Source organism: Streptococcus sp. A23, from assembly GCF_043674155.1.
Lineage (GTDB): Bacteria > Bacillota > Bacilli > Lactobacillales > Streptococcaceae > Streptococcus > Streptococcus suis_V.
In genome coordinates, this window is the sequence record NZ_JBIMJP010000002.1 from 25274 (window position 1) to 50133 (window position 24860).

General features: G+C 45.7%; 26 protein-coding genes and 1 pseudogene. 19 read left to right on the top strand and 8 right to left on the bottom strand.

Going from position 1 to position 24860, the window contains the following annotated elements:
* Positions 1–69 precede the first annotated feature (69 nt).
* Positions 70–1287, top strand: coding sequence for a MucBP domain-containing protein (locus ACHBIE_RS01665; protein ID WP_394732563.1), 1218 nt, complete (start codon positions 70–72; stop codon positions 1285–1287).
* Positions 1288–1823: 536 nt separating this feature from the next.
* On the opposite strand, the gene ACHBIE_RS01670 is transcribed toward ACHBIE_RS01665, so the two are convergent.
* Positions 1824–2336, bottom strand: a complete 513-nt coding sequence (locus ACHBIE_RS01670; RefSeq protein ID WP_105138167.1) for an NADPH-dependent FMN reductase — start codon at positions 2334–2336, stop codon at positions 1824–1826.
* Positions 2337–2384: 48 nt separating this feature from the next.
* Positions 2385–2846 (bottom strand): MarR family winged helix-turn-helix transcriptional regulator, encoded by a 462-nt coding sequence (locus ACHBIE_RS01675; protein WP_105110496.1) that lies wholly within the window; start codon positions 2844–2846, stop codon positions 2385–2387.
* A 174-nt stretch (positions 2847–3020) separates the two neighbouring features.
* Here ACHBIE_RS01675 and ACHBIE_RS01680 point away from each other — a divergent pair, with 174 nt between their 5' ends.
* The 9 genes and pseudogenes from ACHBIE_RS01680 (at position 3021) to ACHBIE_RS01720 (ending at position 10925) form a co-directional block, all read left to right on the top strand.
* The gene (locus ACHBIE_RS01680; RefSeq protein WP_394732565.1) at positions 3021–3515 is read left to right on the top strand and encodes a peptidase; all 495 of its coding nucleotides are present in this window, start codon (positions 3021–3023) and stop codon (positions 3513–3515) included.
* On the top strand, positions 3512–4693 hold the full coding sequence (locus ACHBIE_RS01685) for a pyridoxal phosphate-dependent aminotransferase (protein ID WP_394732566.1): 1182 nt from the start codon (positions 3512–3514) through the stop codon (positions 4691–4693). Before ACHBIE_RS01680 ends, ACHBIE_RS01685 begins: the two co-directional genes overlap by 4 nt.
* A 14-nt stretch (positions 4694–4707) precedes the next feature.
* A complete protein-coding gene (gene asnS / locus ACHBIE_RS01690) occupies positions 4708–6054 on the top strand; it encodes an asparagine--tRNA ligase (RefSeq protein ID WP_394732568.1) in 1347 nt (448 codons plus the stop codon).
* A 71-nt stretch (positions 6055–6125) separates the two neighbouring features.
* Positions 6126–6611: a GNAT family N-acetyltransferase gene (locus tag ACHBIE_RS01695; RefSeq protein ID WP_394732625.1), complete on the top strand. Its 486-nt coding sequence runs from the start codon at positions 6126–6128 to the stop codon at positions 6609–6611.
* Between the two features lie 67 nt (positions 6612–6678).
* Positions 6679–7584, top strand: a complete 906-nt coding sequence (locus tag ACHBIE_RS01700; RefSeq protein WP_394732570.1) for a hypothetical protein — start codon at positions 6679–6681, stop codon at positions 7582–7584.
* A 73-nt stretch (positions 7585–7657) separates the two neighbouring features.
* A complete protein-coding gene (locus tag ACHBIE_RS01705) occupies positions 7658–8125 on the top strand; it encodes an 8-oxo-dGTP diphosphatase (protein WP_394732572.1) in 468 nt (155 codons plus the stop codon).
* Positions 8126–8382: 257 nt separating this feature from the next.
* Positions 8383–9009: pseudogene (locus ACHBIE_RS01710) on the top strand (ABC transporter ATP-binding protein); the annotation flags it as partial.
* A gap of 178 nt (positions 9010–9187) precedes the next feature.
* Positions 9188–10000 (top strand): transporter substrate-binding domain-containing protein, encoded by an 813-nt coding sequence (locus ACHBIE_RS01715; protein ID WP_394732626.1) that lies wholly within the window; start codon positions 9188–9190, stop codon positions 9998–10000.
* A gap of 109 nt (positions 10001–10109) precedes the next feature.
* Positions 10110–10925 (top strand): transporter substrate-binding domain-containing protein, encoded by an 816-nt coding sequence (locus tag ACHBIE_RS01720; RefSeq protein WP_172063606.1) that lies wholly within the window; start codon positions 10110–10112, stop codon positions 10923–10925.
* A gap of 103 nt (positions 10926–11028) precedes the next feature.
* Here ACHBIE_RS01720 and glgB read toward each other — a convergent pair whose 3' ends face one another.
* The 5 genes from glgB to ACHBIE_RS01745 all read right to left on the bottom strand — a co-directional run bounded on the left by glgB (position 11029) and on the right by ACHBIE_RS01745 (position 17722).
* A complete protein-coding gene (gene glgB, locus ACHBIE_RS01725) occupies positions 11029–12867 on the bottom strand; it encodes a 1,4-alpha-glucan branching protein GlgB (RefSeq protein WP_394732574.1) in 1839 nt (612 codons plus the stop codon).
* A gap of 69 nt (positions 12868–12936) precedes the next feature.
* The gene (gene glgA, locus ACHBIE_RS01730) at positions 12937–14382 is read right to left on the bottom strand and encodes a glycogen synthase GlgA (RefSeq protein ID WP_394732576.1); all 1446 of its coding nucleotides are present in this window, start codon (positions 14380–14382) and stop codon (positions 12937–12939) included.
* Between the two features lie 8 nt (positions 14383–14390).
* On the bottom strand, positions 14391–15506 hold the full coding sequence (gene glgD, locus ACHBIE_RS01735) for a glucose-1-phosphate adenylyltransferase subunit GlgD (protein ID WP_105110486.1): 1116 nt from the start codon (positions 15504–15506) through the stop codon (positions 14391–14393).
* 12 nt (positions 15507–15518) lie between these two features.
* Positions 15519–16646: a glucose-1-phosphate adenylyltransferase gene (locus ACHBIE_RS01740; protein WP_105161177.1), complete on the bottom strand. Its 1128-nt coding sequence runs from the start codon at positions 16644–16646 to the stop codon at positions 15519–15521.
* A 164-nt stretch (positions 16647–16810) separates the two neighbouring features.
* Entirely contained in the window at positions 16811–17722 is a 912-nt protein-coding gene (locus tag ACHBIE_RS01745; RefSeq protein ID WP_105110484.1) for a LysR family transcriptional regulator, read from the bottom strand.
* 466 nt (positions 17723–18188) lie between these two features.
* On the opposite strand from ACHBIE_RS01745, the gene ACHBIE_RS01750 reads away from it, so the two are divergent.
* The 5 genes from ACHBIE_RS01750 (at position 18189) to ACHBIE_RS01770 (ending at position 21994) form a co-directional block, all read left to right on the top strand.
* Entirely contained in the window at positions 18189–18488 is a 300-nt protein-coding gene (locus tag ACHBIE_RS01750) for a lipopolysaccharide assembly LapA domain-containing protein (RefSeq protein ID WP_105110483.1), read from the top strand.
* A gap of 70 nt (positions 18489–18558) precedes the next feature.
* On the top strand, positions 18559–18927 hold the full coding sequence (locus ACHBIE_RS01755) for a glyoxalase (protein WP_105110482.1): 369 nt from the start codon (positions 18559–18561) through the stop codon (positions 18925–18927).
* A gap of 230 nt (positions 18928–19157) precedes the next feature.
* Positions 19158–19814 (top strand): CBS domain-containing protein, encoded by a 657-nt coding sequence (locus ACHBIE_RS01760; RefSeq protein WP_105122757.1) that lies wholly within the window; start codon positions 19158–19160, stop codon positions 19812–19814.
* Positions 19815–19905: 91 nt separating this feature from the next.
* Complete coding sequence (locus tag ACHBIE_RS01765; protein WP_105122758.1) at positions 19906–20727, top strand: hypothetical protein; 822 nt, start codon at positions 19906–19908, stop codon at positions 20725–20727.
* Position 20728: 1 nt separating this feature from the next.
* On the top strand, positions 20729–21994 hold the full coding sequence (locus ACHBIE_RS01770) for a toxic anion resistance protein (RefSeq protein ID WP_105122759.1): 1266 nt from the start codon (positions 20729–20731) through the stop codon (positions 21992–21994).
* Positions 21995–22039: 45 nt separating this feature from the next.
* Here the strand turns inward: ACHBIE_RS01770 and ACHBIE_RS01775 are convergent, their stop codons facing one another.
* A complete protein-coding gene (locus ACHBIE_RS01775; RefSeq protein ID WP_105110478.1) occupies positions 22040–22519 on the bottom strand; it encodes an 8-oxo-dGTP diphosphatase in 480 nt (159 codons plus the stop codon).
* Positions 22520–22628: 109 nt separating this feature from the next.
* On the opposite strand from ACHBIE_RS01775, the gene folE reads away from it, so the two are divergent.
* The 4 genes from folE to folK are packed head-to-tail and all read left to right on the top strand — an operon-like array spanning position 22629 to position 24850.
* The gene (gene folE, locus ACHBIE_RS01780; protein WP_105138118.1) at positions 22629–23189 is read left to right on the top strand and encodes a GTP cyclohydrolase I FolE; all 561 of its coding nucleotides are present in this window, start codon (positions 22629–22631) and stop codon (positions 23187–23189) included.
* An 8-nt stretch (positions 23190–23197) separates the two neighbouring features.
* Positions 23198–24010: a dihydropteroate synthase gene (folP, locus tag ACHBIE_RS01785; protein WP_105122761.1), complete on the top strand. Its 813-nt coding sequence runs from the start codon at positions 23198–23200 to the stop codon at positions 24008–24010.
* Positions 24003–24365, top strand: coding sequence for a dihydroneopterin aldolase (gene folB / locus ACHBIE_RS01790; RefSeq protein ID WP_105122762.1), 363 nt, complete (start codon positions 24003–24005; stop codon positions 24363–24365). The genes folP and folB overlap by 8 nt, the downstream gene beginning before the upstream one ends.
* Positions 24362–24850 carry a 2-amino-4-hydroxy-6-hydroxymethyldihydropteridine diphosphokinase gene (folK, locus tag ACHBIE_RS01795; protein ID WP_105122763.1) on the top strand — a complete coding sequence of 163 codons (489 nt, stop codon included), beginning with the start codon at positions 24362–24364 and terminating at the stop codon, positions 24848–24850. Before folB ends, folK begins: the two co-directional genes overlap by 4 nt.
* Positions 24851–24860: the final 10 nt, after the last annotated feature.

The window sequence follows — 24860 nt, forward strand, 5'->3', positions numbered from 1 at the left end:
TATATATATAATTGTATTTTATCAATAATCTTTGTGTAAATTTCACATAACCCTGAACAAACCATTCCATTGGAACCAAGTCCAGATGGAGGTTATGAGCTTCCGCCTGTACCAAGCAAGCCAGGTGAAGATACGGTTATCGAGTATGTTCCAAACACTGTTAGCCTGACTGTCAAGTATGTGGACGATACGGGTGCAGACCTGCGTCCAACAGAAAGCAAGGAAGTCAAGGTCGGTGATGATTACACCACCACTCCACAGGTGATTGAGGGCTACTATCTAACTGAAATCCCTGCTAACAGCAAGGGCAAGGTGGGGGCAGAAGGTACAACCGTTGTCTATGTTTACAATAAACTCGGTTCATGGGTACCAGAATTGCCAGAGGGTCACGACCCAGTGCCACCAATTCCGTATCCGAACCATCCGACAGACCCAGGTAAACCAGGTATCCCGACAGGTGTTGTGCCAGTCGTTCCAGGCTACATCCCTGTAGGACCAGATGGTAAAGAATTGCCTAAGGGTCCAGACGGTAACTACCTGCCACCTGTACCAAGCAAGCCAGGTGAAGAAACTGTTATCAAGTACATTCCACAAGACGCTAGCGTGACCGTGCGCTATGTGGATGACAAGGGCAATGATTTGATTCCAAGCAAGTCCATTCCAGGTAAGGTTGGTGATGATTACACGACTACCCCTGAGATCATCAAGGGCTATCTGCTCAAGGAAGTACCAAGCAATGCTTCTGGTAAGATTCCAGCAGGCGGTACGAGTGTTGTCTACACTTATGTACCAATTGGAAGCTATGTGCCAAACATTCCAGGTCAGCCATCCACTCCGATTCCATATCCGAATCATCCGACAGACCCAGGCAAACCAGGTACAGATCTACCATCTATTCCGCATGTTCCGGGTTATATCCCTGTCGGCCCAGGAGGAGTACCATTGCAGCCAGTAGATCCAAGTGATCCAACCAAGGGCTACATTGCGCCTCCTATCCCAGGAAATCCAGGTCAAGATACACCAATCAACTACATTCCGAGCCCACCAGCTCGACCAAGTAGACCGATTGTTGTGACACCTGTCAAGCCTGAGACTCCAGTTGAGCCAGAAGTTCCAACAACTCCAGCTCAACCGAGCCCAGCAGGACCTGCACAACCAGCTAGCCCTGGTACGGCTCAATTGCCAAATACTGGTACCAGCGATTCACACGCAGTGACTGCAATTGGTGCTAGCCTCTTCCTAGCTGCCCTTGCCATAGCAGGCACAGCTCGCAGAAGAGAAGAGTAATCCTTATGCTTTCCAACTATCCTACATGGTCTTTACCTGGACCTACATTCCCACCACTAGTCGAATGATTGGTTTATACTGCATCTTCCCACCTCCCACTTGTAGGCCAGATAGCAGACCTGTTTGGTAGTAGAAAATAGATAGGCACCCAGAATCTGGGTGCCTTGTCTATTCTATGGAATATGCGTATTGAGAATCTTTCCCCATTCTGCTATAATATAACTAGGAAATCGGGTTGTTTTACGAATAAATAAGTGAGGGCTCTTGCCTATAACTTATTTAGAAGGAAATATGACCAGAAGACGTCAGAAAACCAGTTCGACGGCGGATATTGTCGCAAAAAATCTGGGTTAGTCCAAATTCAAGCACACAAAATCTATTCAGATAAAAGCAGCAGTCCTAGGTAGTCAAGAACCTAGGACTTTTTGAGTAAAAAAGAAAAGCCTATCTCCTGAGAAATAGACTTAGAACCTGTATTTGGAGCTCAGCATATTTAGCTTGTGAATACAGATTCTTGTTGTAGGGAGGCTTGCGAATTAGTTAATTGCAGCGAGAACTGCGTCAACTTGTTTAGCCAATTGTTCTTCATCAACTGGAGCGCCGTTTGTTGCAAGTGTCAATTCATCTACGAAGTTTGTGCGGATGAATGGAAGAAGTGCACGGTATTGAACAGCTGCATCTTCTTGGTGTGCAAATGAAGTGATAGATACTGTTGCCACTTTTTCATGAAGAGCAGATGCACCACGTGGATCTGACAAATCAAGTGCACGGCTGAGCCAATCGAGAACGTTTTTCACTGAACCAGGGATAGCAGCGTTGTAAACTGGTGAGAAAATCCAGATAGCGTCAGCAGCAACAACTGCTTCACGCGCAGCTTTTACAGATGCAGGAGCATCAGCTTCCAAATCTTGTGAGAATACAGGAATTTCTTTCCAATCAAGGTAAGATACAGTTGCTTTACCTTCAAGTGCATTTTCAGCAGCTTGAGCCAATTGAGCAGTGAATGAACCTTCACGAAGAGAACCAACTAAAAATAAAATGTTTGACATAATGTAACTCCTTAATTACTTGATGTGACTATCATAACACATAAATCACTAATTAGTAACATTTTTGTCTATGAATTTGAATCTTTTTAGTAAATCGGCCAATAAATCCTGTTCTTCCTGGCTCAAAACAGAGAAAATTTTTCCAACATGAGCATAGTGTTCCGGCAAAACCTTCTCAATCGTTTCCCGACCGAAAGGAGTCAAACCAATCAAGGAAGCCCGCTTATCACTTTCATCCTGGGTCTTGAATATATAGCCATCACGGACCATATTCCGAATGACTACCGTCATGTTGCCAGAAGTGCTGAGCAGCTTATCAATCAAATCCTGGATGCGTAAATTCCCCTTATTGTAAAGTGCTTCCATCACGCCGAATTGGCCAACGGTTAATCCATGTTTTCTGATAATCTCTGTCTCCTGTCTGCTAATAGTATTGGCAGCGCGACGAAAGACAACTAAACTATGTAGGGCATGCTGATTTTCTTTTAGAGAGTTTTCTACTTTATTCATAAGTATATTTTATCAATAACTAGTTCCTTTGGCAAGAAATTTGATGGCTGAAAAAGCTGATTCTGACAAGATTTTGAGCGCATTTTCCCACATAGAATTTTAGCTGAAGTTTTTTTGCAGAATTTTCGGATTCAATTAGCAATATGTGGCAACTTGTAGTATAATATTCCTATTATGGCGAAAACATCACGTGAACCTTGGATTAGCCTGACCTTAGGTCAACAATTCTTGATTGGTTCAGCAGTTATCCTGACGGTTTTGACATTTTCTATACTCCTGATTTTGGAAATGGCCAGCAGTCCCTATGCCCAGGCAAGTGAGAGGGCGGAGAATCTGGCCCGTCAAGCAGTCCAGTTGGAAACCATTGAAACGATTAATTCCTACCGAGGTGTGGACGACTTTCATACCGTCTTAGGGACGGATTCTGCTGGACAAGAGCTGGCAATCCTAGTGTCAGATCAAAGCTCCCAAGTTTATGTTTACAAACTATCTGACGGCGTTGCCCAAGCCCAGGCTGAGACCATTGCCCAAGAGCAGGGAGCCGGCCAGATTGACCGCGCGATTATCGGCATGCGGGAGGGCAAGCCGATTTGGGAAATCAAGTCAGGGACGGCCTATTATAACATTGATTTTAAAACTGGAGACTTTATCAAAAAGGAGGGCTTATGAGCAAGCTATCAAATCGTGCCTTAGAAATGGAAGAAAGTGTCACGCTGGCAGCAGGTGCGCGAGCCAAGGCCTTGAAAGCGCAGGGACGCGATATTTTGGAGTTGACCTTGGGAGAGCCAGATTTTTTCACTCCTAAGAATATCCAAGAGGCTGCGATTTCTTCTATTGAAAATGGCAAGGCTAGCTTTTATACGGTGGCATCTGGTTTGCCAGAGTTGAAAGATGCGGTCAATACGTATTTTGAGCGATTTTACGGCTACTCCATTGAGCGCAATCAGGTTGTGCTGGGAACGGGTGCTAAGTTTATCCTCTATGCCTTCTTTGCAGCGGTTATCAATCCGGGTGATGAGGTTCTGATTCCAACGCCTTATTGGGTGTCTTATGCCGATCAGATCAAGATGAACGAAGGAGTGCCAGTCTTTGTCACTGCGACGGAAGAGTATAATTTCAAGGTGACGGTTGACCAGTTGGAAGCGTCTCGAACAGACAAGACCAAGGTCCTCTTGCTCAACAGCCCGTCCAATCCGACAGGTATGATATACAGTCGTGAGGAATTGGAAGCTATCGGAAACTGGGCTGTGGAACACGACATTCTCATCTTGGCAGACGATATTTATGGTCGTTTGGTCTATAATGGAAATACCTTCACACCGATTTCAAGCATTTCAGAAAGTATTCGTCAGCAGACTATTGTGGTCAATGGGGTGGCCAAGGCCTATGCCATGACAGGTTGGCGGGTTGGATTTGCGGTTGGAAATCCAGAGATTATCGGTGCCATGAGTAAGATTATCGGTCAGACTACATCAAATTTGACCACGGCTGCTCAATATGCAGCTATTGAGGCATTTACAGGTCCACAAGATACGGTTGAAACCATGCGTCAGGCCTTCGAAGAGCGACTTAACACTATCTATCCATTACTAGCAGAAGTGCCAGGTTTTGAAGTTATCAAACCGGAAGGAGCCTTCTATCTCTTCCCTAATGTTAAAAAAGCTATGGAAATGAAGGGCTACACAGATGTAACTGAATTTACCACAGCCATTTTGGAAGAAGTCGGCGTGGCCTTAGTGACCGGTGCAGGTTTTGGAGCTCCTGAGAATATCCGCCTCAGCTATGCGACGGACATGGATACGCTCAAAGAAGCGGTGGCTCGACTACACACATTTATGAAAAAATAAAAAGAGGAACAATAATGTCTAGAAAATTGATTACCATTAACCAAGTGAAAGATTATGTCGGTCAAGAAGTGACCATCGGTGCCTGGGTTGCCAACAAATCAGGCAAGGGCAAGTTGGCTTTCCTGCAATTGCGTGACGGAACAGCCTTCTTCCAAGCAGTAGCCTTCAAACCAAACTTTATTGAAAAATTCGGCGAGGAAGCTGGTGCGGAGAAGTTTGATGTGGCAAAGCGCCTCAGCCAAGAAACCTCTGTCTATGTAACAGGGATTGTCAAGGAAGATGAGCGCTCTAAGTTTGGTTACGAGTTGGATGTGACAGATATCGAGGTCATCGGTGAGTCACAAGACTACCCAATTACGCCAAAAGAACACGGGACGGACTTCCTCATGGACAATCGTCACCTCTGGTTGCGTTCGCGTAAGCAGGTTGCTATCCAGCAAATCCGTAACGCCATTATCTATGCAACTTATGAATTCTTTGAAAAGAATGGCTTCATCAAGTTTGATAGCCCAATCTTGTCTGGAAATGCGGCAGAAGATTCGACAGAATTGTTCGAAACAGACTACTTTGGTCAGCCTGCTTATCTCAGTCAATCAGGTCAGCTTTACCTGGAAGCTGGTGCTATGGCACTTGGTCGTGTTTTCGACTTCGGACCTGTTTTCCGTGCGGAAAAATCAAAAACTCGTCGTCACTTGACAGAGTTCTGGATGATGGATGCCGAGTATTCCTTCCTCAGCCATGAAGAGTCACTTGACTTGCAAGAAGCTTATGTCAAAGCTTTGATTCAAGGTGTTATCGACCGTGCTCCACAAGCCTTGGAAACGTTGGAGCGTGATGTGGATGCCCTTAAACGCTACATTGCGGAGCCATTCAAACGTGTGGCTTATGATGATGCCATTACCCTTCTGCAAGAACATGAGGCTGATGAAGATACGGACTACGAACACATCGAACATGGTGATGACTTCGGATCACCACATGAAACTTGGATTTCAAACTACTTTGGTGTACCGACTTTCGTGGTCAACTATCCAGCAAGCTTCAAGGCCTTCTACATGAAGCCAGTTCCTGGCAATCCAGAGCGCGTGCTTTGTGCGGATCTCTTGGCACCAGAAGGCTACGGTGAAATTATCGGTGGTTCGATGCGTGAGGACAACTACGAAGCTTTGGTGGCTAAGATGGACGAGCTCGGTATGGACAAGTCAGAATACGAATTCTACCTTGACCTACGTAAGTACGGTTCAGTACCACACGGTGGTTTTGGTATCGGTATTGAGCGTATGGTAACCTTTGTAGCTGGTACAAAACACATCCGTGAAGCCATTCCGTTCCCACGTATGTTGCACCGCTTGCATCCGTAATGAAGATGAGAAGTTGACCTTGTGTTAGCTTCTTTTTTTCAGTATAATCATTTCAAAAGGAGGCAATAGTGATGATTATTAAACCCATGCAGACTGAGGAGGAGATTAGGGGTAAGGCTTATGTCCATTGGAAAGCTTGGCAGGAGGCCTACGCTGATTTGTTACCGCAGGAATTTCTCCAAAAGACCTACACGCTAGAACGCTGTCAGGACTGGGCCTTTCGCTATCCAGAGAGGATTTTTGTGGCTCTTGAAAATGACCAGGTAGTAGGCTTTACCTGCTATGGTCAGTCCATGTCGGAGGATTTGGAAAATGCTGGCGAACTATATGCCCTCTATGTGCTGGCGGATGTCTACGGTCAGAAAGTCGGCTACCGACTGCTCCAAGCTACGCTGGAAAAAATGCAAGACTACGATAGAGTTTGCCTCTGGGTGCTGGAAGGAAACGCGCGTGCTATTTCTTTCTATGAAAAAGTCGGCTTTCGCTTTGATGGGGTGAGCAAACAGGTTCATCTCGGCCAAGAACGGACAGAATATCGGATGATTTTGGAAAAGTAGGGTAGGCTATTGTTTTAGGTGGATATTTAATATATAATTATGTTATAAAATATTCACGGAGGTTCTTATGATCTACCTTACCAATCATCGTCTGCGAGTGGAGATTGCTGAGCCTGGCGAGCGGCCCAATGATACTTTTCGCTTTGACCGAGCTGGTTTCATCTCTAATGTCATTTTGGACGGAGATACGCATTTCTGTGCCAATGAACCCATGAACCTGAGACACTTGTCATCGGGCGGCCGCGGTCTGTGTTGTGAGTTTTCGGGTGATTTTTCACAAGGTGCTGCAGTCGGAAACTATTTTCCAAAGCTGGGAGTGGGTCTGATCAAGCAGGACAGCGACCTGGGCTACCAGTTTGAACACAAGTATGAGGAGGTTGTGCCCTATCCTGTGACTTTTAGCCACACGGAGACCAGTGCGGACTTTGTGACGGATGCGGTGCCTTGTTTGGGCATTGCGGCTCAGGTGCGTACGACCATTCGGATAGAGGACAATCACCTGATTTTGGAGGCGACCATCACTAATGTTGGCGAGCGGGAGATTGTGACCGAGGAATATTGCCATAATTTCCTCAGTATCGATGGGATGGCTATTTCGCCTGACTACCGCCTGGAGCTGCCGGACATGTATGATTTGGGCGACCAGCGCCTGGAGGGATTTGGTGGCTACGACCATAATAATTTTATAGCAAACGGCAAGGCTATTGCCTTTGACAAGTGTGAGACCGATGTGTCTTTGAGTGTGCTTTCTACGGAAAATGCTCCGCTCCGAGATGAGTTTTCATGGAAACTTTTACACAAGGGGGCTAAGGCTAGCGTGACTGGGACGGACAGTGTCACCCCAACCAGTCTCCTCCTATGGGCAACGGACCATATCGTCAGCCCAGAAATCATCCAGACCATTTCTATCCAGCCAGGTCAGAGCCATTCTTGGACCCGGAAATGGACCTTTGAAGCAGAACCACGTTGGTAAGAAATTAACAAAGCCGAGGGATTTCCTTGGCTTTTGTGGTATAATGAGGAATATATTATAAAAGGAGTGAACTATGTCCCGTAAGCAAACCGTTACCCTGACCAATATGTGCCTCATTGAAGACAAGGATGGAAATGTGGTGGTACAAATCCGCGACCCCAATCGTTATCGTTGGTCCGGCGTTGCATTCCCAGGGGGTCACATTGAGGAAAATGAGCCATTTTATGATTCGGTCGTCCGTGAGGTCTATGAAGAAACCGGTCTGACAATTCAGAATGCCCAGCTGGTTGGGACCAAGCACTGGCCTGATAAGGAGGGGCATCGTTACATTGTCTTTCTCTACAAGGCGACAGCATTTACCGGTCAACTCCTCTCGACGGAAGAAGGAGAAGTCCGTTGGGTTAAAAAATCGGATTTACCCCAAATGGATTTGGCCTATGACTTGCTGGAAATTCTCAAGGTCATGGATGATCCAAATCTGTCTGAATTTTTCTATACAAGGAAAGACCAGGATGGAGAATGGGATAGGAATTATAGATAGGAGCGAAGTTGAACAAGGATGTTCGGCTTTTTTTCCTGTCATTTTCCTGTTTATCATTGAATATTTTCTTGAATAGTAATATAATAATAGTTAGTGATAATTGTGATAAAGGAGGAGAGTAATGTATAAGATACTACTAGGCTATGTTGGTAACTATAAGCGACCCTCGATTTTGGCATTCTTGGCGATGACGATTGAAGTGCTGTTCGAGCTATCCATTCCCTTTTTGATGGCGGCGATTATCGACCAAGGGATCAATCGGAGCGACAGGAGCTGGGAAAACGACTATTACCAATCTCATCAATCGTTTCTACGAGATTCAGTCAGGCATAATTACCTACGACGGAATTGATATTCGTTTGATTGATAAGGCTTCTCTGAGAAAATCCCTGGGCATCGTCTTGCAGGATACCCACCTCTTTACAGGGACCATTGCGGAAAATATCGCCCATGGTAATGAAGCTGCCAGTCGAGATGAGATACTGGCTGCGGCAAAATTATCTAATGTTGACCGCTTTGTCAAACATTTGGAAAATGGCTACGACGCCCAGATTAGCGGTGATGGGGCTGGCTTGTCAAATGGTCAACGTCAGCTGATTGCTATTGCCAGGGCAGCCCTAGCCAATGCTCCGGTCCTGATTTTGGATGAGGCGACTTCCTCTATCGATTCCTTGACCGATAAAATGGTCCAAGAGGGTATGGACAAGCTCATGCAGGGCCGGACCGTCTTTATCATAGCCCACCGCTTGTCGACGATTGTCAACTCTGATGTCATTATGGTTATGGACCATGGCCGCATTGTCGAACGTGGTAACCACGCAGAGCTCATGGAGAAAAAAGGCGTCTACTACAGACTGTATACAGGCGGCTTAGAAATTGATTAAAAACTGATAACTGGAACACTCTGGCAACAGGGTGTTTTTTCAGCATTTTTCATTTTTTCAAGAAAATGTATAAAAATTCGGATTTTATGGTTGACAATTGCATAATTATGGTATAAAATAGCATAAACATACGAAATGTATGGTATAAAAATAGTGTCTATTGCATAAAAAGGAGATTATCATGAAATTAAAAAAAGTTTATACATTTGCGACAGTTTGCTTTGCTAGTTTGGCTTTGGCTGCATGTGGTTCATCAAACAGCGACCAAACCACACTTGAAAAAATCGAAGACAAGGGGACCCTGGTCGTTGCCCTCAACCCAGAATTCCCGCCCTTTGAATACAAGCAATTGATTGACGGTAAGGATACCATCGTAGGGGCAGATATCGAGTTGGCCAAGGCCATCGGTGAAGAATTGGGCGTGGAAGTAGAGTTCTCACCAATGAGCTTCTCTAACGTATTGGCAAGTGTCCAAAAAGGTACGGCGGACGTTGGTATTTCAGGGATTTCTGCCACAGAAGAACGCGCCAAAACCTACGACTTCTCAGAAGCCTACTACCAGTCGGTCAACAAGATGATTGTCAAAAAGGATGACGCAGCTAAATACAGCAAGGCTGAAGATTTCGCATCAGTAACCATCGGTACCCAGAAAGGTTCTATCCAAGAATCCGTTGCCAAGGAGGCTTTTGCTGACTCATCCATCCTCAGTCTAGAGAAGAACGGCGACCTGATCCAGCAATTAAAATCTGGCCAATTGGACGGTGTAATCTTTGAAGAACCGATTGCTAAGGCTTATGTGGGTAGCAACCCAGACCTGCAAATTGTGGACATGGACATTGAGACAACCATTTCGGACTCTTATGCTGTTGCCATGCCAAAAGGAAGCGCAGAGCTGAAAGCTAAGATTGACAAGGTCGTGAAAGAGCTGGTTGAGTCAGGCAAGATGTCAGACTTTGTCGAAGAAGCCTACCAACAGTCAATCAGTAAATAAAGAATAAATATTCAAAGCACTCCCGTTGACAAATGAATAAAAATGCCATATAATAGGTCATGTTGTTTCAGAATATCTGAAAACATAAGCAATAAAGAAGGAAATTATCATGAAATTTAATAAAATTTTAACTCTTGCGGCAACTGTTGTAGCTGGTCTTACCTTGGCAGCTTGTTCATCGTCAACGACGGAGTCAAGCAAGTCAACTTTGGATGCTATCAAGGAAAAAGGTACCTTGGTCGCAGCTACTAGCCCAGACTATGCACCTTTTGAATTCCAAGCACTTGTAGACGGCAAAAACGAAGTCGTTGGTGCGGACATCATGTTGGCACAGAAAATTGCTGATGAATTGGGCGTAAAATTGGAAATCTCTCCAATGAACTTTGACAACGTCTTGACCAGCGTGCAAAATGGCAAGGCAGATATCGCCATTGCGGGTATTTCTTACTCAGAAGAACGTGCGAAAACATTTGATTTCTCTGAAGAATATTACCTGATTTCAGATGTTCTCTTGGTCAACAAGGACAAGGCAGATCAGATTAAAGATACCAACGCTCTTGCAGGTCTTAACTTGGCCGTTCAAAAAGGTTCTACACAAGAAACGTATGCTAAAGAAAACTTGAGCAGTGCTAAGATTGTTTCTCTCACTTTGATGGGCGAAGCGGTCAACGAATTGAAGGCTGGTAAGGTTGATGCAGTCTTGATGGACTCGCCAGTGGCAGCAGGTTATGTTTCACAAAATGCTGACTTGGCCATCGCCAAAGCTGAGTTCCCAACCATTGATGAAAATTCAAAAGTCATTGCTCTTCCAAAAGGCAGCGCAGACCTCAAAGCAGAAATCGACAAGGTTATCGCTGATGTCAAAGCCAAAGGTGAATTTGACGCCTTCCTTGAGAAAGCAGCAACTTACACAGCAGTTGAATAGAACACATAGGTCAGTCATCTAAACAGTGGCTGGCTTTTTTGTGTGGAATTTTTCCTCAAATGCACAGAAAAAAATCTTGCACCAAAGGCACAAGATTTTATCGCTATTTCACTCGCTCCAGATAGAAGGACGTCAACCTTGGAACAGTAATCTTGGCTCCATTTTCATCCGGATAAAGGCTGAAGGATTCCATTGGAATGGCATTGGATGAGAAGACCAGTTTGTATTCAGAATCTGTTGGCAGGGCTAGGTGCACATCGAAGACCTCCTGATCATTGAAGTTATGAACAGTTAGAATTTCCTGGTCATCACTCTTGCGGACAAAGGCGTAGACGCTGGCCTCTTCATCTATTGTTATCCAATCAAAGCCCTTGTCATAGGCTTGATGGTCGTATTTCCAAAAGGCATCATTGTCCCGATAGAAGTTAGACAGGGTTTTCATCATCTGGTAGAAGGACTCGTGGTTTGGATAAAGGCGCAATCCCCAGTCCATTTCTGTATATTCATGCCATTCGCGGATGTGGCCCCATTCATTACCCATGAAGAGGAGTTTTTTACCAGGATGGGCATAGTAGAAGCTGTAGTAAACACGGGCCAGGTGGAATTTATCTTCAAAATCCCCGTTCATCTTATTAATGATAGAGTGTTTCCCATGGACAACCTCGTCGTGGGACAGGGGTAGGAGGTAGTGCTCGTTTTGATTGTAATACATGCCAAAGGTGATTTCCTTGGAATGGTATTTACGATAAACAGACGGACGCTCGACAAATTTCAGGGTATCATTCATCCAGCCCAAGTCCCATTTGAGGTCAAAGCCAATACCGCCGTCTTCCAGTGCATGGGTGACTTTTGGATAGCTTGAGGAATCCTCGGCAATCATGAGAACGCCCTTGTAATCGGTGTGAACCATGGCATTGACCCGCTTGATAAAGTCAATTGCGGCATGGTTGATTTTGTCCTCTTCGGTTTCTCCGCGCCAATAGAGGAGGTAGGAAAGGGCATCGACCCGAATGCCGTCAAAATGGAAGTTGTCTAGCCAGTATTTAAGGTTAGAGAGGAGGAAGGACCGCGTAATGCCCTTGCCCAGGTCAAAGTTGGCCGTACCCCACTGTCTATTTTCACGGTCATTTTCATGGAAATACTCATAGAGCCAGGATCCGTCAAACTGATAGAGACCATGGGCATCCTTACAGAAGTGGAGGGGAACCCAGTCCAAAATAACCCCAATCCCAGCCTGGTGACACTGGTCTACCAGGTATTTTAATTCATCAGGCTTGCCATAGCGGCTGGTCGGACTGTAATAGCCAGTGACCTGATAGCCCCAAGAGGCATCCAGAGGATGCTCGGTGATGGGCATCAGCTCGATGTGGGTGAATTTGTTTTCCTTGACATAGTCAATCAAGAGAAGGGCGATTTCCTTATAGGAATAGAAGGATTCAAGCGGGGCGCCAGCCTGGTTTTGATTGACAACCTTTTGTTTCCAAGAACCCAGATGAACCTCGTAAATAGACACAGGTTCTTCCTTGAAATCGTAAGAAACCCGGTCATACATCCAGATATCGTCCTTAAACTTGTAGCGACTGTTATAGGTCGTGGAGGCAGTATTGGGCCGGACCTGGCTGAAAAAGGCATAGGGGTCTGCCTTATAAATTTCCCGACCGTCATGGCTGATAATCAGGTACTTGTAGTCTTCCAGTGATTTCAAATCAGGCACATAGAGCTCAAAGACCCCGTCAATTTCCCGATTCATGGGATGACTGCGATCCCAGTTATTGAAATCACCAACTAAAAAGATTTCTCTCGCATTTGGAGCATAGACACGAAATTGGGTGCCAAGAATTTTATTACGCTCCTTGATGATATGAGCCCCCATTTTCTCATAGAGTGTGGTGTGCTCACCGGAATTCATATAGTATAAATCCAAATCAGTAAATTCTGTCATAACAATCTCCCTTGTGGAAAAGGAGTGGACCTTGGTCGCACTCCCCTTCAGTTTGTTGTCAAATCTTACCTAGCCACTAATTTCACGGTAGAGCCAGATATATTTCTCAGCTGAAGAGGTCCAGCTGAAGTCTTCTTCCATGGCTTGCTTGACCATGGCATTCCAGTCTTCTGGTCGGTCGTAGTAGGTCTGTAGGGCCAGGTCATAGACCTGTTTCATACTGTAGGCATCACGGCCGCCGAAGCTAAAGCCAGTTCCTTGAGCTGTTTCGATGTGGTATGGCTTGACGGTGTCCACCAATCCCCCTGTCTCACGGACAAGTGGCAGGGTCCCATAGTGCATGGAAATCAGCTGGCTAATACCACAGGGCTCAAACATGGATGGCATGAGGAAGAGGTCACTTGCTGCATAAATTTGGTGGGCCAACGGTTCATTATAGCCGCGGTAGAAGGCAAATTTTTCCGGATAGGCATGTTTGAAATGGTTGAAGGCATTTTCGATATCTGCTTCGCCATTGCCCAGGATAACAAATTGGACATGGGCTTGGAGCAGGTGGCCGAGCACCTCAGCCAAGAGATAGAAGCCTTTCTGCCAGGTCAAACGAGATACGATACCGATCATCAGGACATGTTCATCCTGTGGAAGTCCAAACTGAGCTTGCAAGGCCAATTTATTGGCTTTCTTATCTCCGATTGTTTCAAGACCGTAGTTCTTCACTAGATAATGGTCTGTCTGACTGTCCCAACTATCGTAATCGATACCGTTGACAATACCGACCAAATCATGCTTGCGAAGTTCGAGGACATGTTGCATATTTTCGCCGAATTCTTCGGTAAGGATTTCTCTGGCGTAGGTATCAGAAACAGTCGTTACTTTGTCAGCGTAGAGTATACCTAGCTTCATAAAGCTGATACATTCGTCGTGGAAACGTGCAATACCATCCAGATAGTAGCTGTAGTCCATCCCCAGGGCAGACCAGAGGGCTTGCTTGTTGAAAATCCCTTGGAAAGCCAGGTTATGAATGGTAAAGACATGCTTGATATTACGGAATTCCTCCCGGTAGCTGTAGAAGGTCCGGCAGAGGAAGGGCATGACCGCCGCATGCCAGTCGTGGGAATGAATGACATCTGGGAAGAAGTTGAGAGCCTCAAGCAGACGGCAGGTCGCATGCTGGAAGAACCCAAACCGCATGGCGTCATCATCGTAGCCATAGAGCTCGTCACGCTCAAAGAAATCACGATGTTCGATGAAGTAGAAGGTCACACCATCGACGACCTGGCTGTAGACATTGGCCATGGACTGGATATCGCCTGCTCGCACATCGTAGCTGGATACATAATCAAAATCAGCATGGTTGTTGATGGCGATTTTCTTGTAAAGTGGCAGCACAACCCGAACATCCATCCCCTGTTTGACCAATTCTTTTGGCAGAGAGCCGATCACATCAGCCAAGCCGCCAGTTTTGATGAATGGAAGTCCCTCAGATGCTACAAAGAGTACAGATTTTTTTGTCATGTTTACTCCTAGATGATTTGATGTGCCTTGATATAGGCTGGATTACTTGCAGTTCCTTTAATATCCGTAGAATGAACAATCTTAGTCGCCTTATCGATAATGGCATTTTCAATAGTGACACCGTTGCGCACCGTTACACCATTTAAGATAATGGAGTTCTTAATGGTCACCCCGTCCTCGATAATGACATCCCGGTCAATAATAGAATTTTCAACCTGACCATTGATATTGGCACCGTTGGCAATCAGGCATCGTTTGACATCTGCCAGTGGTCCGTAAAGAGTAGGAGATGAATCGCTGGTCTGGGTATGGATAGGCCAATCATTTTTGAAGAGCAATTTGCGCGTGTCACGCTGCAAGAGGTCCAGCTGGGTATTGAAATAGCTATCAATGCTGTTGATGCAGGCAACGAAGTCACGGTGGGCGTAGCCACGGATGACATACTGGTCAGCCACATCGCGCAGGATATCCTTGAGCCAGTAGAGCGAGGAAACCTTGTTGGCACGGCGGATGAGCTCGATAAAGGTGGTCCGCTTCATGATGTAGGCTTCAAGTGAAACAGGACGATTCTTGTATTTACCGTGGTTTTCTTCAAAGGCCACGACCCGCTTGTCATCATCGAATTTCAAGGTTTGGCAGCCGATAAAATTCTCCTTGGCGTCCATAACATTTTTGTAGAGAACGGTGATGTCAGCTCCAGTTTCCTGATGCTCTGCCATGACCTTTGTGAAATCTTGGCTGTAGAGGAAGTAAGATGGCGCAATCAGCACATATTCCTTGGTCGAACTTTCAATGTAATGAAGGTTTTCTGAAAAGGCATTGATGTCATGCTGGTAAACAGAGTTGGGGTCGGTCACGCCGTTCAAGAGACGGAGCGAACCACGCTTACTGTTAATGTTGTAGTGCTTACCAGTTCCGACGTGCTGGATGGTTGAGCGCATTTTGGCAGGCATGTAGACCTGAAATTCCGTAATGCCAGAGTTGGACATATTGGACAGGACAAAGTCAATCAAGCGGTAGCGGCCAAGGAAACCAAAGGCTTGCACACCACGGTGGTCCATGACATTGCCGAAGTGCACATTATTCCCTTCAATATTTACAATTCCTAGAGTATTTCTTAACATAATCGACCTTTCTTACTTGTACACATTCTTATCAATCAAGAGGATATTGTCTGGTTCGCCAGCCAATTTGACACCGTCCGCAATCTTGACATTTTCAGCCACGATGACATAGTCCAATTCAACGCCCTCACCGATGATAGCACCAGGTAGGAGGACAGAATTTTTGACAACCGCATCGACATTAACTTGCACATCATTTGAGATAACAGAGTGCTCGATGGCACCATCAATAATGGCTCCCTTGTCGATATAGGCAGACTTGACAGAGGCAGTAGCACTGATAACTTGAGCAGGAGAGCCCTTGTCTTCAGAGTAGATTCTCCATGAACGGTCAGACAGGTCTAGCTCATCTGCATGGTCAATCAGGTCCATGTTAGATTCCCAGAGACTATTAACCGTACCCACGTCCTTCCAGTAGCCACGGAATGGGTGAGCAATCAGAGTGCGACCATCTGCCAGGTATTTTGGAATAATATCGTGGCCGAAGTCGTGTGATGAGGTTTCTGATTTGTCGTCTTCCAGGAGGTATTTCTTGAGTGTTTTCCATGTAAAAATATAGATACCCATTGAGGCAAGATTGCTCTTAGGGTTGGCCGGTTTTTCTTCAAATTCCTCGATGCGGTACTCATCATCCGTATTCATGATACCAAAGCGTGACGCTTCCTTGATAGGAACTTCGATAACTGCTATAGTCGCATCAGCCTTCTTGGAAATGTGGGTATCCAAGAGCTTGTCGTAGTTCATCTTGTAGATGTGGTCACCAGACAGGATGAGGACATACTCAGGCTCGTTCAAATCAATGAAGTCGATATTTTGAGTGATGGCGTCAGCCGTGCCCTTATAGAGACCAAAACCTTCGATTTTCTCACTTGGTGGCAGGACAAAAATACCAGAACCTTGGACATCCAACCCCCAACGCTGTGATTGGGCAACGTATGAGTTGAGCAAGACCGGTTCGTACTGGGTCAAGACACCGACAATATCGATACCAGAGTTGGCACAGTTACTGAGAGGGAAATCGATGATGCGGTATTTTCCACCGAAGGCAACGGCAGGTTTGGCCACCTTTTTTGTTAAACCTTCAAGACGGGTTCCCCGTCCACCTGCAAGAATCATAGCTAACATTTTATTTTGAGCCATCTCATCACTCCTTAAAATTTATTATAGAAGTATTATAGCATAAAGAACAAAAAAATGAAAGCGGTTCCCGTGATTTTGTTGAAATATTTCCAACATCACTTTCAACTGCTTTCATGATAGCATTATAACATATATTGATAGAAGAAATCTACTTAAATATGTCATTATTTTTTATCGAATTTTACTTCATCCAGGAGATAGGCAATGAATTTTTCCCCCATGTCGGATAGGACAGCTTTCTCATGTTTGATGTAGATGAGTTCGATTTCATCGTCATAATCCAGCGGGATGGAGACGATATTGTCCCCGTTTAGGTTGGAGTTCAAGATACCAGTCGCAACCGTATAGCCGTTTAGCCCAATCAGGAGATTGAAGAGGGTGGCCCTATCGGATACGACGATGGATTTCTTGTGGTGGACTTGGGAGAGAATTTCCTCGGCAAAGTAGAAGGAATTGTGAATCCCTTGTTCATAGCTGAGGTAGGGATAGTCGGCTAGGTCGTCCAGGCTAATACTTTTCTTTTGTGCCAGTGGATTGGTCTTGCTGACGAAAACATGAGGCTTGGCAGTGAAAAGATGCGTATGGGAGAGCCTGTGGTCATCCAGCAACTTGAGCAGGACTTCACGGTTGTAGTTATTAAGGAAGAGGACGCCGATTTCTGAGCGGAAATTATTGACGTCATCGATGATTTCCCAGGTCCGGGTTTCCCGCAGGAAGAGCTCGTAGTCTTCCATTTCAGTCTCCTTGAGCAGGGAGACAAAGGCATTGACCACAAAGGCGTAGTGCTGGGAGGATACGCTGAAGAGTTGGCGCTTGGCGTTGGGATTTTTATAGCGGTCTTCCAGCAGCTCGGTCTGCTCGACAATCTGGCGGGCATAGGATAGAAACTCAATCCCGTCCTTGGTCAGGGTAATGCCTTTGGGATTACGGAAAAAAATCTTGATATTGAGCTCTTTTTCCAGGTCGCGGATAGCATTGGACAGGCTTGGTTGGGTAATGAAAAGCTGTTTTGCAGCCTCGTTCATACTCCCTGTCTCTGCTATTTTTATAACATAATATAATTGTTGGATTCTCATAGCTCTATTGTATCATGAAATAGGAAAGAAATGAAGAAAAGTCCATTTTTGAGGGTGGGAAATCAGCGGAACTTATGAAATTGTTGAATGTTTTTATTTGTGTCTTCTTAGTTTTGAGAGTTTAAAAATTGTATCCTATTTACAAATATCAAACTAAAAACTTGTTGCAAAAATTACGATGAGGATATATGCTTGCATAAATATGTAGCGTTGCTTATGTTGGATGATAAAACTATGATTGTCTACTGATATTTTGTCATAGGTTCCTCCTTATTTTTCAGGGAATAGTTTCTTTGGAAAATGAAAAAAATTGAGAATAGGTAGGTGTTTCATTTGATTCATCTGTCTATTTATATGTAAAAAAATAAAGCAGTAATTTCTGAAAATATTCCTATACAATTCCCAATCCCCCTTCCTTGTCACGATTCCTGTTTTATGATAGACTGACAGATGAAAGAGGTGCTATATGAAGAAAAAACTATCCCTAATCGGCTTACTGGTTATTATCGTTCTGACAGTGGTCTTGTCTTTGGCTAACCAACAGGTTGTCAAGGTCAATTATATCTTTGGTTATTTCCGTCTGCCCTTGATTTTGGTCATTCTCGGCTCTGTATTTCTTGGCTTGGTCATCCAATATTTGCTTGGAATGGCAAAAAATATGGGCTTGAAGAGCGAGATTAAGAGTCTGAAAAAGCAGGCGCGTGAGCAGGCTGAGTTGGAAGAAGGGAGACTGGCCCAGGCAGCCGACAAATCGCTAGAAGGTTAGGAATTCATTCTTGCAATTTGAACCATATCTTGCTATGATTAGCAATATCGTTTTAGAAAGAGGATAATAGATGTTTAATAAAGAATTGGGCCTCATGCTCTATGTGGATGATGTGGCGGCAGAAAAAAGTTTTTGGTCAGCGGCAGGTTTTGTCATTGAAAATGAAGCGGAGATGATGGGCTTTGAGACCTTTGATATGAAGTCTCATGCGGATGCGACGACTACGATTACGGTTTATGACAAGGAATTTATCGCTCAAGTATCGCCAGAGGTGTTGGACAATGTACCGAGCGTCTTGTTTGAAACATCCGATATTGCAGGCCTTCAGGAGCGCATCGCTGGTTTGACAGATACCTGCAGCCCAGTCAATGAACAGCCTTTCCCTAACTTTAACTTTGCCTGCCCAAGCGGGATTTATTTCGCAGTAAAGGGTGTATAATTTTAGAACCTGTATTCACAATTCGGCACCTGAGCTAAGGCAAGTTTCGTTCGTTTTTTCTCGAAATACAGTCAGTATTCCATTAAAAACTTAAAGTACCTTACTTGTGAATCTAGTTTCTAACAAATCAGTGGTCGTTGATCACTGATTTTCATTTCTTTTCATAAGATATTGAAATCGTTTTCGTTTTTTGCTATAATAGGAGTAGAAAATATCGAGGAGGAAGTTCCATGTCCGTTAAAGATTTTATGACCCGTAAGGTTGTTTACATTTCACCAGATACAACGATCGCCCATGCTGCAGACATCATGCGTGAGCAGGATTTGCACCGCTTGCCGGTCATTGAAAATGATAAATTGGTCGGTTTGGTAACAGAAGGTACCATCGCAGAGGCTAGTCCGTCAAAGGCGACCAGCCTGTCTATCTACGAGATGAACTACCTGCTCAACAAGACCAAGGTCAAGGATGTCATGATTAAGGACGTCATCGCAGTTTCAGGCTATGCCAGCTTAGAGGATGCGGTCTACCTCATGTATAAAAACAAGGTCGGCATCCTGCCGGTTGTGGACAATGGTCAGCTCTACGGTGTCATCACAGACCGCGATATTTTTGCTGCCTTCCTCCACGTTTCAGGCTATGGAGAAGAGGGCGTGCGGGCTCGTTTCCTAGTTGAAAATAAGGCTGGTGAGCTTGCGAAGATTATCAAGATTATTTCTGACAAGGGCTACAATATCATTAGCACCGTTCAATTACAGACTAAAAAAGGCAATGTGGTCATCGAGGTTCAAATCGAAGGGCACATCGCTGTAGAGGAATTGGAGAACCTGTTTGCCACCTCTGGCATTTCCATTGACAGCATCCATGCAACCCAGGCCAAGGCCTTCTAAAAAGTTGGGGAAACCCGGCTTTTTTCTTTGGTAAATTTTTCATAGATGAGGAGGAATATGATATAATATAATGGAAAAATGAGGAAAACGTATGGGTAAAAAACGCTATAAAAAAGATGATGGTTGGGGCTCTATCCTTGCCCTGTTCATTGTCTTGGGGATTTTGATAAATTTTTGGTATATTATTTTGCCTCTGGGACTGGTTTATCTCTATGTGAAGAATCGTCCTGCGGTTCATCGGATGCTCAACCGTTCATCTATCCGGCGGTTGGAAAATCTGGTATGGTCCATCAGTGCGGGATTTTCCAAGCACCAGCAGCTCTTGGCTGAAAATGGGGAGGACAAGGCGGTTCTGCAATTGCGGGGACGCTTGCTGGCAGAACTCTTTGAGCTGGACCAAGTCTATCAAAAGGTTGGTAAGTACCTAGATACCTATAAGAGTAAGGAAGTTGTGGATACCCTCCAGCTCAAGTATCAGCTCAAACTTCCTGAAAAGTCAGCAGAGCCTGTCAAGGAGGCAGAGCCTTTCGTTCAAGCCAAGCAGGAGCTGACGGAGCAGGAGTGGATTGCGGACCTGACGCCGGAAATTCTTGAGACCTACTGCAATATCCAACGGGATCATCTAGTTATTTTAGAGAAATTAGAGGCGACAACGGATAAGAAGGAAGAGCTGACGGCCATTCATGAGGCCAATATGCAGCGTTTCCAGGATATTTTGCAGGGGTATATGAAAATCAAGCAGTCTCCCAAGGATTATTTCAATGCGGAAGAACGTTTGGCCCAGGCAAAATCTGCCATGGAGACCTTTGATAGTGACTTGGATAATACCATTCGCCAGTTTAACGAAGCCGATATGCAGGATTTTGAAGTCAGCCTGCGTATGATGAAACGTGACAAGAAAGTAGAGGAATAAGATGTCAGGATTTAATTTTGATATAGATGCCATTGCCAGCAACGGCTTGAACCAGAAGGACAAGACAACTGAAATCATCCAGGCTACGCCCATTGGTGACAGTCAGAAAGTATCCTTCCTTGCCCAATTGACACCTGAACAGCAGGCCGGAATCCAGGCCAAGGCACCGCAGTTGGTGGATAATTTTGTATCTAACCAGAACGCCCTCCTGGACTTTGGCAAGGAGGCGGTTGAGGAGGTCAATGCAACGGTCAACCACATCTTGAGTGAGCAGAAGAAGATTGAAATTCCGCAGGTGGATGAGCTTTTGGCTAATACCAACCGTGAACTTAACGGCTTTGTGGCCAAGTATAAGGACATTTCAAGCACGGCTGAATTAGAGAAGAAACCTGGTTTCTTCCAGCGTCTTTTCAAGCAGACCAAGAACGACTTGCAGGAATTTTACTTCGATTCTCAGACCATCGAAAAGAAAATGGACACTATGGCAGCCAGCGTGGTCAAGCAGGAAGAAGTTCTCTCGCGCAATATCGTTTCTGCCGAGCTCTTAATTGAAAACAATACCAAGTCTATCGAGAATCTGGTCGGTGTCATTGCCTTTATAGAGGCGACAGGTCAAGTGGCCGCTCAGCGAGCAAGAGCAGAGCAGGAAAGACTGGCTAGCCTGGTTCCGACCACTGTTGACTATCAGGTAGCCTCTGAAAAGCTGGCGCGGATCACAGAAGTGGCCAATATTTTGGAGCAGCAGCATTCTGAATATCTGAGCCGTCTCTATGTGGCCTGGACAACGACACCGCAGATGCGGAATCTGGTCAAGGTATCGTCCGATATGAAACAGCGTTTGGGTATGCTCCGCCGCAATACCATTCCGACCATGAAGTTATCCATCGCCCAGTTAGGTATTTTGCAACAGTCCATAAAGTCCAGCCAGACGGCTGATGCCATCGTCAATGCCAATAATGCTGCTCTTCAGATGCTGGCAGAAACGTCTAAGGAAGCCATTCCGATGATGGAACGCACAGCTCAAAATCCGACCCTAGCTGTTCAGTCGGTGACAAAATTGGCTGAAAGTCTAGTAGCCCAGAACAACGGCATCATCGCCGCTATTGATGAAGGGCGTCGGAAACGCCGTGAGTTGGAGGCGGCTATTATCCACTCAGCTGAGACCATCAACGATTCCGTCAAACTGCGTGACCAGAAGATTATTGCAGCCCTCCTTGATGAAGGCAAGCGGGCTCAATCTCAAGCAGAGCAACCAGTATCAGAATAACTTAAAACCTGCAGGTCAGCTGACTTGCAGGTTTTAAGATGTTTATCACTCATAAAAATCCACTGAGTAGTCTAGTAAGTTATCTCCGTCATAGCGGAAACAGGCGGAGAAGAAGGGCTTGTTTTCTAAGAGCCATTCTTGGAAATGCCGATCGCCTTCCCAGGTGGGCTTGGATAGGACCTGGTCATAGGGTACCCACTCCAAATCTCCTTCGTTACAGTCGATTAGGTTGCCTTCAAACTCGGTAATCTTGAAGACATAGGTGTACCAATCCATATTGGGGGTGAAATCAGGGAAGGTAATAATGCCTTTCAGAGCCAACTTGGTGGCCGTAAGGCCTGTCTCTTCCAAGACTTCACGGGCTGCGCAGGCCTGAGGGGTCTCACCGGCTTCTAATTTTCCTCCGACGCCAATCCACTTGCCGCGATGCACATCATTTTCTTTCTTGTTGCGGTGAAGTAATAAAAATTCCTTGCCATTGTCAATATAGCAAATCGTCGCTAACTGGACGGGTTTCTTGGTCATGTGGCGCTCTCCTTACAATTCTTTGTTTTATTATATCACAAAGGGGAGTAAGACTTTTCCTAGGAGCCTTTTTAGGGTATAATAAGAACATTAAACAAGGGGATGTATTATGTCAAAGCAAGAGAAAATTGAACAAACCATTTACCAATTGTTGGAATTATTGGGCGAGGACCCTAACCGTGAGGGACTACTGGATACGCCTAAGCGTGTGGCCAAGATGTACCAGGAGATGTTTTCTGGTCTCAATGAAGCCCCTAAGGATCAGTTTACGGCGGTCTTTTCGGAGGGGCATGAGGAAGTGGTCTTGGTCAAGGATATTCCCTTTCACTCCATGTGTGAGCATCATTTGGTGCCTTTTTATGGGGTGGCGCATGTGGCCTATCTACCTAGCAAGGGTCGTGTGACAGGCCTCAGCAAATTGGCGCGTGCGGTGGAAGTGGCTAGTCGCCGTCCACAATTGCAGGAGCGCTTGACTCACCAGGTAGCCCATGCCCTTCAGGACGCCTTGGAGCCAGAAGGCGTCTACGTTATGGTGGAGGCGGAACACATGTGTATGAGTATGCGTGGTGTTCGCAAGCCAGGCAGCAAGACTGTGACCACAGTTGCTCTTGGAAAATACAAGGAAGATGCTGTTTTGCGTCGCGAATTGCTGTCCATGATTCACAAATAGGAGGAGCTATGTCGATTGACAACTTACACCAGCAAGTGTCCATCATGGGCATTCTCAATGTCACGCCGGATTCTTTTTCTGACGGTGGAAAATTTAATGAAGTAGAGGCTGCCCTAGCGCAGGCTGAAGAGCTTTTGGCCGCAGGAGCCCAGGTCATCGATGTCGGTGGCGAGTCTACCCGACCGGGGGCGGAATTTGTTTCCCAAGAGGAGGAAATCGCCCGTGTGGTACCGATTATTCGTGCTATAAAGGAGCGTTTTGACTGCCTGGTTTCTATCGACACCTATAAGACTGGGACAGCGCGTGCGGCTCTGGAGGCTGGTGCAGACATTCTCAATGATGTCTGGGCAGGTCTCTATGACGGAGAAATGCTGGCCCTGGCAGCGGAGTATCAGGTCCCCATTATCCTCATGCACAATCAAACAGAGGAAGTCTACGAGGATATTGTGCAAGAAGTGCGAGATTTTCTAGCGGAGCGGGCTCAGGCAGCCCTAGCAGCTGGTATTTTGGCTGACAAGATTTGGCTGGATCCTGGGCTTGGATTTGCCAAAAATGCCCAGCACAATCTGGAGCTTCTCCAAGGCTTGGAACAGATTACTGGGCTTGGTTATCCAGTTCTTTTTGGGATTTCCCGTAAGCGGGTGGTTGACCATCTTTTGGGTGGCAATACCTTGGCTGCTGACCGGGATCAGGCAACGGCAGCGCTGTCTGCTTGGGCTATTTCCAAGGGCTGTAAAATGGTCCGAGTCCACAATGTCCAAGCCAATCGAGATCTGATTACTGTCTGGGACCAATTAGTGAATGGGAGCAAGAATGGATAAGATTTCACTCAAACAATGCAAATTTTACGGCTACCACGGCGCCTTCAAGGAAGAGCAGACCCTGGGGCAAATTTTTACGGTGGACTGCGATTTGTTTCTGGATTTAACCGCTGCCTCTTTGTCGGATAATTTGGAAGATACAGTTCATTATGGCCTTGTTTTCGAGGCTATGAAAAAAGTGGTCGAAGGCAAACCTTATATTCTGATTGAAAAAGTGGCAGGGCTGATTTGTCAGGAGATTTTTGACCAATTCCCCAAAGTAGAGAAGATCAGGCTGGCCATCCACAAGGAAAATCCGCCTATCGCAGGCCACTATGATTCAGTTGGTATTGAGTTGGAGCGTGAACGCCCATGAAACACACAGCTTATCTGAGCATTGGTGGCAATATGGGGGACCGTAGGGCCTATTTGCAGGCTGCCTTGGAGAGTTTGGATAATCATCCTGCCTGTCAGCTGGGAGCCGTATCAGCTCTTTATGAGACACCAGCTTGGGGCAAGACGGACCAGGCTGACTTTCTCAATCTAGCCTGTCGGGTCTTTACGGATTTAGAGCCTCTGGCATTTTTGGAAATCTGTCAAAAAATCGAACTGGACTTGGACCGTGTGCGTATTGAAAAATGGGGACAGAGGACCATTGACCTGGATATTATTTTCTGGGACCAGGAAATCATCCAGTCCGAACGGCTGACGGTGCCCCATCCCTATGCCCATGAGCGGGCCTTTGTCCTACAGCCTCTGGCTGATATTGCGGCTGATTATGTCCATCCAATTCTAGGGCAGACAGTGGTCCAGCTGCTGGCAAAGGTTCAAGGGAAAGAGGACATTCGGCAGTATAGGTAAAAATTCAGAG